The organism is Helcococcus bovis (genome assembly GCF_046035835.1).
In the GTDB taxonomy this organism is placed as follows: Bacteria; Bacillota; Clostridia; order Tissierellales; family Peptoniphilaceae; genus Helcococcus; species Helcococcus bovis.
Map to the genome: position 1 here is coordinate 1 of NZ_JBFNGB010000013.1, position 14,062 is coordinate 14,062.

17 protein-coding genes, 1 pseudogene and 1 CRISPR repeat array are annotated in these 14,062 nt (G+C 23.7%); of the genes and pseudogenes, 16 read left to right on the forward strand and 2 right to left on the reverse strand.

Annotation, left to right across the window (positions count from 1 at the left end; all coding sequences use genetic code 11):
• Window positions 1-82: 82 nt before the first annotated feature.
• From ABGF48_RS05235 to ABGF48_RS05275, 9 genes are all read left to right on the forward strand, one after another.
• Window positions 83-886, forward strand: a complete 804-nt coding sequence (locus tag ABGF48_RS05235; RefSeq protein WP_408105287.1) for a molecular chaperone DnaJ — start codon at window positions 83-85, stop codon at window positions 884-886.
• On the forward strand, window positions 870-1,034 hold the full coding sequence (locus ABGF48_RS05240) for a hypothetical protein (protein ID WP_408105288.1): 165 nt from the start codon (window positions 870-872) through the stop codon (window positions 1,032-1,034). The genes ABGF48_RS05235 and ABGF48_RS05240 overlap by 17 nt, the downstream gene beginning before the upstream one ends.
• A complete protein-coding gene (locus ABGF48_RS05245) occupies window positions 1,024-1,428 on the forward strand; it encodes an HIRAN domain-containing protein (protein ID WP_408105289.1) in 405 nt (134 codons plus the stop codon). Before ABGF48_RS05240 ends, ABGF48_RS05245 begins: the two co-directional genes overlap by 11 nt.
• A gap of 242 nt (window positions 1,429-1,670) precedes the next feature.
• Window positions 1,671-5,642, forward strand: coding sequence for a type II CRISPR RNA-guided endonuclease Cas9 (gene cas9 / locus ABGF48_RS05250; RefSeq protein ID WP_408105290.1), 3,972 nt, complete (start codon window positions 1,671-1,673; stop codon window positions 5,640-5,642).
• Window positions 5,642-6,514, forward strand: a complete 873-nt coding sequence (gene cas1, locus ABGF48_RS05255) for a type II CRISPR-associated endonuclease Cas1 (protein WP_408105291.1) — start codon at window positions 5,642-5,644, stop codon at window positions 6,512-6,514. Before cas9 ends, cas1 begins: the two co-directional genes overlap by 1 nt.
• Window positions 6,504-6,824 (forward strand): CRISPR-associated endonuclease Cas2, encoded by a 321-nt coding sequence (cas2, locus tag ABGF48_RS05260; protein WP_408105292.1) that lies wholly within the window; start codon window positions 6,504-6,506, stop codon window positions 6,822-6,824. The genes cas1 and cas2 overlap by 11 nt, the downstream gene beginning before the upstream one ends.
• On the forward strand, window positions 6,821-7,468 hold the full coding sequence (csn2, locus tag ABGF48_RS05265) for a type II-A CRISPR-associated protein Csn2 (RefSeq protein WP_408105293.1): 648 nt from the start codon (window positions 6,821-6,823) through the stop codon (window positions 7,466-7,468). Before cas2 ends, csn2 begins: the two co-directional genes overlap by 4 nt.
• Window positions 7,469-7,534: 66 nt before the next feature.
• Window positions 7,535-8,428: direct repeats of the CRISPR family, unit length 36 nt; unit sequence GTTTGAGTATGATGTAATTTCGTATAGGTATTAAAC.
• Window positions 8,429-8,446: 18 nt separating this feature from the next.
• Window positions 8,447-8,569 carry a hypothetical protein gene (locus ABGF48_RS05270; protein WP_408105294.1) on the forward strand — a complete coding sequence of 41 codons (123 nt, stop codon included), beginning with the start codon at window positions 8,447-8,449 and terminating at the stop codon, window positions 8,567-8,569.
• Window positions 8,570-8,583: 14 nt separating this feature from the next.
• A complete protein-coding gene (locus ABGF48_RS05275; protein WP_408105295.1) occupies window positions 8,584-8,733 on the forward strand; it encodes a hypothetical protein in 150 nt (49 codons plus the stop codon).
• 28 nt (window positions 8,734-8,761) lie between these two features.
• On the opposite strand, the gene ABGF48_RS05280 is transcribed toward ABGF48_RS05275, so the two are convergent.
• Window positions 8,762-9,208, reverse strand: a complete 447-nt coding sequence (locus tag ABGF48_RS05280; protein ID WP_408105341.1) for a geobacillin-26 family protein — start codon at window positions 9,206-9,208, stop codon at window positions 8,762-8,764.
• A gap of 307 nt (window positions 9,209-9,515) precedes the next feature.
• Here ABGF48_RS05280 and ABGF48_RS05285 point away from each other — a divergent pair.
• Window positions 9,516-9,902: pseudogene (locus ABGF48_RS05285) on the forward strand (replication initiator protein A).
• 56 nt (window positions 9,903-9,958) lie between these two features.
• Here the strand turns inward: ABGF48_RS05285 and ABGF48_RS05290 are convergent.
• Window positions 9,959-10,387: a MarR family winged helix-turn-helix transcriptional regulator gene (locus tag ABGF48_RS05290; protein WP_408105296.1), complete on the reverse strand. Its 429-nt coding sequence runs from the start codon at window positions 10,385-10,387 to the stop codon at window positions 9,959-9,961.
• 109 nt (window positions 10,388-10,496) lie between these two features.
• Between ABGF48_RS05290 and ABGF48_RS05295 the strand changes: the two genes are divergently transcribed.
• From ABGF48_RS05295 to ABGF48_RS05320, 6 genes are all read left to right on the forward strand, one after another.
• Window positions 10,497-11,624 carry an ABC transporter permease gene (locus ABGF48_RS05295; RefSeq protein WP_408105297.1) on the forward strand — a complete coding sequence of 376 codons (1,128 nt, stop codon included), beginning with the start codon at window positions 10,497-10,499 and terminating at the stop codon, window positions 11,622-11,624.
• A gap of 9 nt (window positions 11,625-11,633) precedes the next feature.
• Window positions 11,634-12,314, forward strand: coding sequence for an ABC transporter ATP-binding protein (locus ABGF48_RS05300; RefSeq protein ID WP_408105298.1), 681 nt, complete (start codon window positions 11,634-11,636; stop codon window positions 12,312-12,314).
• 270 nt (window positions 12,315-12,584) lie between these two features.
• Window positions 12,585-12,677 carry a PspC domain-containing protein gene (locus tag ABGF48_RS05305; protein WP_408105299.1) on the forward strand — a complete coding sequence of 31 codons (93 nt, stop codon included), beginning with the start codon at window positions 12,585-12,587 and terminating at the stop codon, window positions 12,675-12,677.
• Window positions 12,678-12,769: 92 nt separating this feature from the next.
• The gene (locus ABGF48_RS05310; protein ID WP_408105342.1) at window positions 12,770-13,177 is read left to right on the forward strand and encodes a chromate transporter; all 408 of its coding nucleotides are present in this window, start codon (window positions 12,770-12,772) and stop codon (window positions 13,175-13,177) included.
• Between the two features lie 186 nt (window positions 13,178-13,363).
• Window positions 13,364-13,597, forward strand: coding sequence for a chromate transporter (locus tag ABGF48_RS05315; protein ID WP_408105300.1), 234 nt, complete (start codon window positions 13,364-13,366; stop codon window positions 13,595-13,597).
• Window positions 13,598-13,702: 105 nt separating this feature from the next.
• On the forward strand, window positions 13,703-13,912 hold the full coding sequence (locus ABGF48_RS05320; RefSeq protein ID WP_408105301.1) for a hypothetical protein: 210 nt from the start codon (window positions 13,703-13,705) through the stop codon (window positions 13,910-13,912).
• Window positions 13,913-14,062: the final 150 nt, after the last annotated feature.

Here is a 14,062-nt window from a genome sequence, read left to right on the forward strand (position 1 = left end):
ATTGAAAAAGTAATGTAAAAGTCATTTTATTATGATATAATTTATAAAAAGTGGATAATTATACTGCGTGAAAGAGGCGAAAATGTCAAATATAATTGAATTTGTTGATTATAAAAATTTAAGAGATGATATTGAAAAGTATAGATCTGAAATAACTTCAAAAATTATAGAAAAAGACAATTTATTTTTTCATATATGTAAAAATATTGAATCTGATTATATATATAAGTTTGGATTTTTAGAATACAAAGCATATGAATTAGAATTGTATTATAGAAGATTAAAGAAAAAATTAGAAATTTTAATTTATTATAGAAATCACGATAAAAAAATTAAAGAATCTGAAATAGAAAGTATTCTTGATGATTTGTTTAAGGAATATATGGTTCAATTAGATAATAAATTAAAAAATATTAATAATTCCTTAGAAAGAATTAATTCAAAAGGTTTGTCTGAAGAAGATAAAAAAGAACTAAAATCTAAATATAGAAGTATTATAAAAAAATTACATCCAGATTTAAATCCAGAATTATCAGAATCAAAAATTGAATTATTTTATAATGCTGTAACGGCATATAAAAATGGTGATTTACAAACAATTAAGTTTATATTCAATATTGTTGAACTAGATAAGGAATTAGAAGTTGGAAATTCATTGGATTCATTAAAAAAAGAAAAAGATAGATTAAAAAATACGTTAGATGAAATAAATAAGATGATTGAAGATATTAAATTAGATTATCCATATGTATTAAAGGAATATTTAGAAGATGAAGAAAAATCTAAAGAGAGATTTAATTTCTTAAATCAACAAATAGAAACTTATGAAGCGTATATATTTAAATATGATAAAGAGATTGAGAAGTATTATGAAATATTATTATAGAATTATAAATGAATTATCAAAAAAATATCTAGAATGGGATCATGGTGCTTTTACAAAATATGAAAAAAATACAATGAATCAAATTTTTCAGATGTTTATGGTGATGTTATTAAATATCTATAGTTATGGAGGGAAGAATGAAAAATGAAATTCAAAAACATAGTATAAATAATATAGTAAAAAAGACTTTATCAGGAAAAAGTGAATTAAAAGAATATAAACCATTTCAAAAAGATATTTTTTTATTTGATACATATATTGCAGGGACCACTCATATTGAAAATATCGATGAATTAGAAAAAGAGATAAATATCGATAACAGATTGGAATTTTTTAGGCAAGAAGAAAATACAAATGATACAAATGCTATTGAAATAAGAAACTCTAAAAATATTAAAATAGGTTATGTACCAAAAGTTGATAATATAATTTTTTCAAGATTAATGGATGCTGGGAAATTATTGTATGCTATAGTTACAAATAAGGAATATTATGGTAAATGGGTAAAGATTTACATTGATATTTATTTGAGTGAGTTGTGAGATTGATAAAATAATAGTATTGATATATAATTAATATGAAAGACGTTTTCTAGTTAAAAATTTAAAATAAAAAAACAAATCTAATGATTTGTTTAGTTTGCCAATGCAAGCCCAAAAGGGCGATCCGAATAAATTTTTATTTGAACTCATGATGTAATCTCGTATAGGTATTAACAAGATTATGTATACATTATTTCAAAAAAAATTTTATTTGTCAAGTTTTTATTATATTAGGAGGAATAATGGGAAAATATTACTTAGGATTAGATATTGGAACAAATTCTGTAGGATGGGCAGTTACTGATGAAGTTTATAACCTTATAAGAAAAAAAGGTAAAGATTTATGGGGTGTAAGATTATTTTCTGAAGCTAAAACGGCAGCAGAAAGGAGAGGTTTTAGATCTTCAAAAAGGCGTAACGATAGGAAACGAATGAGACTCCAATTATTAAGGGAAATTTTCGAAGAAGAAATTAGTAAAGTAGACAAAAATTTTTATTTGAGGTTAGATGAAAGTAAGTATTGGGAAGAGGATAAAAAAATAAATGGAAAATACTCATTGTTTGATGACTTGAATTTTACTGATAAAGACTATTTTAAAAAATATAAAACAATTTTTCATTTAAGAAAAGATTTAATTGAACATTCTGAAAAGAAGGATATTAGGTTATATTTTTTGGCAATTAATCAAATGATAAAGAGAAGAGGACATTTCTTAATAGATGGTGAACTAAATAATATAACAGATTACAAACCATATCTATATAATTTAATGAATATAATTAATGAAGAATTAGATATAAATTTAGATGAAGATTTTTATAATGAAATATTTACTGTCTTGTTAGATAATTCATTAAAAAAGACTGATAAGAAAAATAAAGTAAAAAATATTATACCTAATTACAAATCAGATAAAACTAAAATAAAAATACTAAATAGTATTTTTACTCTTGTAATATCAGGAAAAGTTAAGGTAAAGGATATATTTAATGATGATGAAATAAAAGTGAAAGTAGAAGAAGATAAAAAAACTGATTTTGAACTTTCTGATGAAAAATATCAAGAAAATTTAGAATATTTTGAAAATTTATTAGGATATAAATATGAATTAATCATTAATTTAAAAGCAATATATGATTTCATTTTATTAAAAGATATACTAAAAGGTCATAAATATTTATCTGATGCAAAAGTTGAGTCTTATGATAATCATCAAAATGATTTAAATTTATTAAAAAAATTATTAAGAAAGTATGATTCAGATAATAAAGTTTATAATCAAATTTTTAGAGATAAATCTAATGAAAAAGGATATGTAGCATATTTGGGATATTACAATAATAAAAATAAAAAAATACCTGTAAAAAAATGTAGTTATGAAGATTTCACAAATTATATAAAAAAAGAATTAAATAAAATTGTAGATAATAATGATAAAGATTATTTATATATTATTTCAAAAATTGAAAATGAGCAATTCCTATTAAAACAAATCGTTTCAACTAATTCGGTAATACCTCATCAAGTTCATTTAATTGAGCTAAGAAAAATAATAGAAAATTTACTATTAGATTATCCATCTTTTGAAGTAAAAGAAGATGGATTTACTAGGGCTGAAAAGATTGAAAAGATATTTAAATTTAGGATTCCATATTATGTAGGACCATTAAATGACTATCATAAAAATAAAGGTGGAAATGCTTGGATAGTTAAAAATGAAGAATATAAAAATGAAAAAATTAGGCCTTGGAATTTTGAAACTGTAGTTGATTTACATAAATCTGAAGAAGAATTTATAAAAAGAATGATTAATGAATGTACTTATTTACCTAATGAGAAAGTTTTACCTAAATCATCTTTGCTTTATCAAGAGTATATGGTGCTAAATGAATTAAATAATATTAAAATTAATAATCAACCATTACAAGTTGACGTAAAGAAAAAGATAATTTACGAATTATATAAAAAATATTCTAAAGTGACTTTAAAAAAAATAAGGAATTTTTTAATTATAAATAATTATATAGAAAAAACAAATGAAATAAATTTTACGGGAATTGATACTGAACTTAAATCGAATATGAGCTCTTATGTAGAGTTTAAAAATATATTGGGTGACAATTTTGATATAAATATGGTTGAAGATATAATTGAACAAATTACTATTCATACGGGTAATATAAAATTATTAACTAAAAAAATTGGAGAAAAGTATCCTAATTTAAGTGAAAAACAACTGAAAGAAATAGTCTCTAAAAAGTATAAAGACTGGGGAAGATTTTCTAAAAAATTATTAAATGGACTAGAAGGAACTGAACTAGAAACAGATCAAATTGGGACGATTATTTATTTTATGAGAGAAAATAATGATAATTTTATGCAAATATTAAGTGGTAATTATGATTTTATTTCGAAGATAAATAAACTTAGACAAGCTAACTTACCTAAAAATTTAGATTATAGTGTTATTGATTCTTTGTATGTGTCTCCATCTGTAAAAAAAATGATATGGCAAGTTATTAACATAAATAAAGAATTGATTAAAGTATTAGGGAAAGAACCTGATAAAATATTTATTGAAATAGCTAGATCAAAAGATGAAAAACCAGAAAGAAAAGATTCAAGAAAAACACAATTATTGAATTTATATAAATTTATTAAAAAAGAAAATGGAAAATTATATAATGAATTAGAAAATTTTAATGATATTGATTTTAGAAATAGAGCGTTATATTTATATTTTACTCAAATGGGAAGATGCATGTATTCTGGAGAAAAAATTGATTTAGAAGATATTTATGATAAAAATATGTATGATTTAGATCATATTATTCCAAGAAAATTAAAAAAAGATGATTCAATTATAAATAATTTAGTTTTAGTAAAAAGAAATTTAAATCAAACAGTAAAAGGAGATAAATATCCAATACCATCTTCAATTAGAAATAATGAAGAAATAAAAAATTATTGGTATAGATTACTAAAAAATGGTCTTATTTCTAAAGAGAAATATGATAGATTAAATAGAAATCAAGAATTGACAAATGAAGAGCTAGCAGGATTTATTAATAGACAATTGGTAGAAACTAGACAGTCTACAAAAGTTGTAAAAGAACTTTTTGAAAAATATTATATTAATTCAAAAGTAATTACTGTAAAAGCTGAATTAACAAGTGAATTAAGAAAAGATTTTGAAGTTCTAAAGTGTAGAGAATTAAATGATTTACACCATGCTCATGATGCATTCTTAAATATTATTGTCGGAGATGTATGGAATAAAAAATTCACATCAAACCCTATGAATTTTATTAAAAATAATAGAAAAGAAAATTTATTAGATTATTCTATAAAACATATTTTTAAAAGGGACCAATTTTCCAAAGGTGAAAAAATATGGGATGTTGCTGAAGGTAAGAAAAAAATAATTGATACTTTGAATAAATTTTCTATATTGATTACATATGAATCTCTAGAAAAAAAAGGTGAATTATTTGATATTAATTTAATAAGTAAAAGTAGAATTAAAGACAACAATTTATATATGTCCTCAAAAAATGATAGTCGTTTGATTAATTATAAAAAATATGGTGGATATTCTAGTATAAAAAATCAAGTGTTTTTTACTGTAAAAAATGAATATGGTGAAAAAAATATAGAAGCACTTCCTATATATTATAAGAATTATAGTTTAGATGACGTGTTAAATTATTCTAAAAATGAATTGAAATATAAAAATCCTGTAATTATTAAACCGAAAATAAAATATTATAGTGAAATTATAGTTAATGGATTTAATTATTTAATTACTTCAAAAACAGTTGGTAATCAGTTGAAACTTTTACCATTTACACAAATGTTTTGGAGTGTAGAAGATACAACATTAATTAAAGAATTATTAAATATGTTAAAGAAAGATATTACTATACCAGATGAAAAAAAAGATCAAATAATTTTATTGTTAAGAAAACTTAAAGAAAAATTTAATGATAAAAAATCAATTTTTAGTAAATCTTTCATAAAAAAATCAATTTTAAAACAGATAGATAATTATGAATGTAAGGATAAATCATCAGATGAAATATTTAAATTTTTCACTGAAATGATAAAAGCTATACAAGAAAAAATATATCAACCAAAATCTTCAAATTATAAAAATATAGAAATTTTATATAAATCTATAACTGGATTATATGAAAGGAAAGAGAAATTATAATGGGATGGAGAACAGTTTTAATTTCAGGTCGAGCTAAACTCGACTTGAAATTAAATAATATGATTGTTAGAAAAGAGGAAATTTATAAAATACATATTCCTGAAATAGCTATATTAATTATTGAATCAACAACTGTTTCAATTACAACTGCATTAATTGAGTCTTTAATTGAAAATAAAGTAAAAATAATTTTTTCTGGAAGTGATCATTGTCCTATTGGGGAAATTATTAATTATTATAATAAGTTTAATTGTGTAGCTAGTATAAAAAAACAAATAAAATGGAAAAAACAAAATAAAGAAAAAGTATGGGCTGAAGTGGTTAAATGTAAAATATTTAATCAAGCAAGAGTACTATCATTTATAGATAATGATTCATACAATTTATTAACTAAATATATAGGTGAAGTAGAATTAGGAGATATTTCAAATAGAGAAGGACATGCGGCTAAAGTATATTTTAATACATTATTTGGTAAGGATTTTTCAAGGGGAATGGATCATCCTATAAATGCTATGTTAAATTTTGGTTACTCAATTTTATTGTCGATTTTTACTAGAGAAATAGTTTCAATGGGATATTTAACTCAATTAGGAATATTTCATGATAATCAATTTAATTATTATAATTTGGCGAGTGATTTCATGGAAATTTTACGTCCAATTGTTGATAATGTAGTTTTTGAATATATGCCACAAAAATTTGATAAATTTGAAAAGAGTGTAGTATTAAATATTTTAGAAAAAAATGTAAAAATTGAAGGAATAAATTATACTTTCTTAAACTCGATTACAGTATATTGTAAGAGTTTATTTGAAGCTATAGAAACAGGAGATATAAGTTTAATAAAGTTTATTGATTATGAGTTATAGATTTATGAGAATATTATTATTTTTTGATTTACCTAATATAACATTAGAAGATAAAAAAGAATATAGAAATTTTAGAAAATTTTTGATAAAAGAAGGTTTTTTTATGATGCAGGAATCAGTATACTGTAAATTACTATTAAACCAAACTACTTTAAGAACTATAAAGGATAGGATATATAAGAATAAACCAAAAGAAGGCTTGATTCAATTCATAGCTATTACTGAAAAACAATATCAATCTATGGAATATGTAATAGGAGTAAAACGTTCAGATATTATTGATAGTGATAAAGGAGTAATTTTGTTATGAATTTAGTTTATAATTTATTAAATGAACCATATTTGCTTGATTACGGAAATTTTTATAATATAACTATAGAAAATTTACATGAATTTAGAAAAGTTATAGAAGGAATAAAAAATAATGAATATATAAATATATATGAAGAAGAAAAAATTATAAATAATTTTGAATTTATTGAAAATATTACTACCTTTAATTTTGAAGATAAGAAAATAATTAATAAAATAATTAAAGATTTATTTTTATTATCAAAAAGTGAAATATTTTTAGATAAATATTATCAAAATAATATAATGTTAAAAAATTTTATTTCAGATTTGATATTTGAATATGAAATACCATTGGAAATAGAGGATGAATTAGATTTTACATATATATTAAAATCTTTTGGAATCAAAATAAATAATGAATATAGTTCATATATTGAAAATTTGATTAATTACTTAAAATTATATTTAGAAGTTTTTGGAGTGGATATCTTTATATTTATAAATTTAACACAATTTTTGAGTGATGAAGAATTTAATATATTATTTGATTTTTTAGTGAAAAATGATATTTTGATTATAAATTATGATAAAATATATACGAATAATAAAATTATAAAAAATCAAATTTTATTTGATAATGATTTATGTAGAATTTTATAATTTATACCATATATGAAATTACCACTTGTGATGGAGTTGATACAACTCATGGATTTGAGGTTTGAGGTTTGAGTATGATGTAATTTCGTATAGGTATTAAACGATTTGTTCCCACGACCTTACGACGAAATGGTTTGAGTATGATGTAATTTCGTATAGGTATTAAACCTAGCTCCTCTTTAATTCTTCTATCTTCATGTTTGAGTATGATGTAATTTCGTATAGGTATTAAACAATAAATTATTTCCCAACAAAAGAGGATGAGTTTGAGTATGATGTAATTTCGTATAGGTATTAAACTCATTTATTAATTTTTAATTCTTTTTTTATGTTTGAGTATGATGTAATTTCGTATAGGTATTAAACTTTGGTAAAAATATAATTGAGTTTAAAAGAGTTTGAGTATGATGTAATTTCGTATAGGTATTAAACACAATAATTTTCTTACAACTGTCAAGGTATGTTTGAGTATGATGTAATTTCGTATAGGTATTAAACCGAAGGACATCAAGTATTCCAAGATGATGCGTTTGAGTATGATGTAATTTCGTATAGGTATTAAACTACTCTATACCACAAACTTGGCTCAAGTAAGTTTGAGTATGATGTAATTTCGTATAGGTATTAAACATGCAAAGTAGTCTGCTTCTCGTTCATAAAGTTTGAGTATGATGTAATTTCGTATAGGTATTAAACAAATAACAGATGAACTTTTATCAGATATATGTTTGAGTATGATGTAATTTCGTATAGGTATTAAACAGTAGTAAGAGACATTGATCTACTTAATGAGTTTGAGTATGATGTAATTTCGTATAGCTATTAAACAGAACTTGCAATATAATGAAATCTTTATCTGTTTGAGTATGATGTAATTTCGTATAGGTATTAAACAGTAGTAAGAGACATTGATCTACTTAATGAGTTTGAGTATGATGTAATTTCGTATAGGTATTAAACTCTAATGAAGATAACAGAATGACAAAAGAAGAACGTTTAGCATATGTTGAATGGAAGATGAATCAGCCTTTACCTATTTATGATGATGAAGGGGAAGAAATCAAAAATATTAAGGGACAAGTTAATATGAAAGAATTATAAAGAAAGAGGTAAATATGAACAAAAAAAACTTTATTAAACTTATGATAGCTATATTAGGAGGAGCAACTTTAGGAAACTTATTGTTAAAAAAAATAAATCTATTAAATGTAGCATTTTTTTTAATAGGGTGTATCTTTTTAGGATTTTTACTTAGTAAAGAATAAATAAAAAAAGGACCTTAAGGTCCTTTTTTTATTTTAGGTTCCAAACTCTCATATAGTAATAATAAGCATCTTTACATATGCGATCATATTCTAAAAGTAAGTTAAAGGAAACAGCTCCTGCACCTGCTGTCGCAGCTATACTAGTCCATGCTGCTGGAGATAAAGTTCCCCCTGTAAATATTGCTCCTGCACCTGCAGCCGCTGCTGCCATAGTAGAAAGAGCAGTAACTCCTGCTGAGACTATTAATTTTTTTTCGACAGAATCAAGTTTATCCACTTCTTTTTTAAAACTGTTTAAATACGATTTGTTTTTGTATGTTTCTGTAGTTTGTTTGAGTATGATGTAATTTCGTATAGGTATTAAACAAAAACTAAAATATGGACTATTGAGGAATTGTTTGAGTATGATGTAATTTCGTATAGGTATTAAACAAAAATATGGAACTTTTTCGCTACGCTCAAGCTTGAGTATGATGGGCTTGAGATATAATAGGAATGCAGAGAAAAAACTTGATAATTCGGAGCGTTCAGTGCTATATCCCTATTTTAACAATAATAGAAACATAATAAAATTTTGTAAAATGAAGTTTTTATAAGAGTGAAAAAAATTTTAAATCAATATATAACTCCTTCTGCTTACAAAAAATGTGAAAATAAATTAGGTGGGTAATAAAAATATATTGTTTATATTTGTAAATGTCAATCGAAAAATGGTCACCAAAGGCGATAGAGTAAAATTATCGTTTTTTTATTTATGAATTTTAAGGAATGTAGGTAAAACGATTGAATTTCACTATTTCTATAACAGATAAGCGGAAAGATTTAATTTCTTAAAAGTTCCGAAGATATTGGTTGATGGAGAAGAATTTAAATGATTATCTGCTGAAGCTATTATCCTTTATTTAATTCTTCTTAAACGGACAAGAATGTTTTTTAAGAATAATTTGGTAGATAAAGATTGTAGCGTATTTATTTTACAAATGAACTCACAGATTGATAATTGTACTGAGAGATTATCATCATATATCAAAAAGTACCGTAAAGATATACAAAAAACATAAGATAAGAACCTTTACTTGTTTTTATAAAAATCAGGGAAGAAGCAAATAAGTAAAATATCAAATATCCAGACATGGGAAGAATATGATAAATGTGAAAATCTTTTGTAAAGCTTGCCATGAAAGGAAAGATTGAAAATGATGGAGTTTTGTGATAATAAAGAGTCTTACCATTTTATTTTTAACTTTTCAATAAGATTTTCAGAAATTGACTTAGATACTTTATTAAAATTTTCAACCTTTTCATTTTCTATGTTTTCTAAAAGTGAATTTTGCCATTTATCAAGAGTGTCTTTTAAATAAGGAATTAATTTTTTACCATTTTCAGTAAGATAACACATATTTTGTCCAATCATTTCTTCACTTGCAACTCTATAAATCAAATCCTTATTTTCAAGTTGTCTTAAAAATTTTGAGAAATTTCCTTTATCTAGAGCGGTAAAATTTAGCAATTTACTTTGGAAAATCCTTTTTGATTCATTAATAACTAAAAGTACTATTAATTCTTGCATATTTAAATTTTTATCTGACAACATTTCTTCTAAAAGTTTTTTGCCATATCTATAAAACATATTAATAAAACATATAAAATCCATAAATACCTCATAAATTTTTCATAAATATATCCTAACATTAATAGTTGTAAAATACAACTCCTTAATATATAATATATAATATATTATATAAAATTAATAAGGAGAGATAATGTTTTTAGCAATAAAAGAAATGAAAAAAGAGAAAAGTAGATTTGTTTTAATTATATGTATTGTAGTATTAATTTCATATCTAGTTTTCTTCTTAACTGGCTTAGCATATGGACTTGCAAAAGACAATGTGACAGCTGTAGAAATGTGGAATGCAAATAAAATTGTATTAAAATCAGGTACAAATTCAAATTTATCAGCATCAATGATGGATAAGAAGGCACTTGACGATTTAAAGAATTATGATATTTCACCAATAAATTTGGCAAGAGTTGTAGCATATAAAAATTCAAATGAATCTAAAGAAAATACCATTAACATTGCTATGATTGGACTAAATCAAGATTCTAAGGCTTATCCTGAAATAATAGAAGGAAAAAAACCTGAAAATAAAGATCAAGTTCTAGCTTCAATTTCACTTAAAGATGAAGAAAAACTTGAAATTGGAGACAAACTGTTAATAAGTATGAATGATAGAGAGTATGAAATAGTTGGATTTACAAAAGAATCAAAATACAATGTTTCTTCAGTTATTTATACAGAATTAAATGAATCATCACCAAACATTTTAAGTTTTGTAAAACATGATGCTGAATCAAATGATGATAAAACTGATGCAACTTCGGGTGCTACACAAAATATTCCGGAGCGAATAGCTGGTATAATTGTACATGGTGAAAATGATTTAAAAACTAATGAAAAATATGATGTAATAAGCATTGACGAATTCATAAATGAAATTCCTGGATATTTAGCTCAAGTACTTACATTTGGACTAATGATAGGATTTCTAATACTAATATCTACTATAGTACTAGGTGTCTTTATGTATATTATAACAATGCAAAAGAAACAAACATTTGGAATAATGAAAGTACAGGGGATATCAAACTTATATATTTCTAAATCTGTAATTAATCAGACTTTTTTAGTAAGTGTGATAGGTGTATTAATTGGATTAGGATTAAATCTGGTTTCAGAAATATTTTTACCTAAGACTGTTCCATTTAAATCAAATTATACATTTTACGGATTAATAGCGTTGATAATAGTTGTAATTTCACTTGTTGGTGCAATATTTTCTGTAAGAGGTGTAACAAAAGTTGATCCATTAGAAGTGTTAGATTAGGAGTTAATAATGAGCGAAATAATTAGATTTGAAAAAGTAAATAAAGAATTTCAAGATGGAAATGATAAAATAGAAGCATTAAAGGAAACGTCATTTTCAGTTAATTCTGGAGAATTAGTAGCTATAATTGGACCATCAGGTTCAGGAAAATCTACACTCCTTACAATGATGGGTGGATTGCAAAAGCCAACGAATGGAAAAATATTTTTCAATGGACAAGATATTAGTGAATTGAATGAAAAAGATAGAAATAGTTTAAGATTTGATAAAATTGGGTTTATATTGCAAGCTTCAAATCTAGTACAATTTTTAAAAATTTCTGAACAATTTGAGTTAGTTGATAAGTTTAATAAAACGAAACACAATAAGGAAAAAGCAAAATCAATAATGGAAAAATTTGGAATTTACAATAGAAAAGATCAATATCCTGGTGATTTATCTGGTGGGGAAAGACAAAGAGCGGCTATTGCTAGAGCTTTATACCCAGAGCCAAATTTAATATTAGCAGATGAGCCTACAGCAAGCTTAGATACAAATAGGGCAATGGATGTAGTAAAAATTCTAAAAGAAATTACAGAAGACTCAAATAGAACAACTATAATGGTAACTCACGATAATAGACTTTTAAAGTATTGTGATAGAGTTTTTAAAATTGTTGATGGTAAAATGAGTGAAGAATTTAGTGAATAATTAAAAATATAAAAATTGGACTGTTAAAACAGGTTAAATTATTTAAACTTGGAGAAATTTAGTTCAATTTTTTTATGTTTTTAATAAACTATATAATTTTTCTACTATTATAATTTACCTATACAAAATCACATATTTATTAACATAAAAATACTATAAATTACTCAAATATATATCCTTATTCCTCAATCAATTCTATAATTAATACAGATTCATATCTAAATATGAACATATTAAAAATTATATGGAGATGAAAATGGATAATAAAAAATGTATAAATCTAGTACAGACAAAAAAATAGATGGAGTATGTGCTGGAATAGCAGAATATTTTGAAATTGACTCTACATTGGTTCGCTCTTAAAAGATGTATTCATATGTTCATTAGGAGCATATGGCGGTCCAGAAGCTCATTATGGGATATTTACTGATCATTTGGTCTTAAAGAAAAAGTAAATTAGCGAGAAGAAATTAGTTGAATTAATTGCTTTGACAGGAGTGTTACCTGGTTTAAGTAGCTCACAGACAATTGTATCTATAGGTTATAAAATTGGAGGACCATTATTAGCATTTTTAACAATGCTCGTGTGGGCAATTCCAGCAATTATCTTTATGACAATATTATCATTCATAATTAAAAACTTTGGAAGCTTTAGTTTATCCAAAAATATTTTTAGATTTATTGGACCTATGGCGATAGCATTAATACTAAAATCTGGATATGATATTGGTAAAAAAGTAATATGTGATAAGATTACTATTTTACTGTTTATATTTGGATTATTAACTGCGTATTTTATAAGAAATGTATGGATTTTTCCTGTAGTATTGATAATTGGTGAAATTGTTACAGTATTAATTTAAAATGAAAAAAATATTTGGACAAAAGTAAGATTAACACCTTCATGGAGATATTTTATTGCATTTTTATGATTTGCAATATTGGGAATAATTTTATCAATATTTACAAAAAATATATTTGTACACCTTTTTGAAAGTTTTTATAGATATGGATATTTAGTAATAGGTGGTGGATAGGTTGTAATTCCAATGATGTACAATGATTTAGTTGAAATGAATAATTATATGACTAGCCAAGAGTTTATGTCAGGATTTGGATTAGTTCAAGGTATACCTGGACCATTGTTTAGTTTTAGTTCATTTGCAGGTGAAATGGCATCAAGTAATTTAGGTACAATATCGCAAATTACTGGAGCAATTTTATCAGGAATATCAATATTCTTGCCTGGAATATTATTAATATATAGTAAAAATGGAATCTAAAGATAAATAAAAGCAAAAAGGTTTCAAAAACAAAAAATTAATAGTTTTATATAAAAATATTGATAAGTATATTAGAATATTCTAATATACTTATATAGTTTGAAAATGAAAGGTATAGATATGGGATCAGAACTAGAAATGATAGAAACACCAGATTTCTATGAATTTAAATTTAGAGATAGTAAATTTAATATTGTAAAGGGTCTTGCACCAAATATATTTACAGAAAAACAGGCTGAATCTAATATCAAAACTGAGTCAAACTTGATTATAAAATTTAATAAAAATAATTTTTCTCTAAATACACTAATTTAAATCTTAAGGATATAAACAATGATTTGAATTTTAAAGTAAATATAAAATATGATAAAATTAATAATGTTGATGTAAATAAAATTAAAGAAGCTGAGAAAACATTTAAGGATAGAGAGAAAAATAATAATTAGAAAATAGCAATTATAGTGT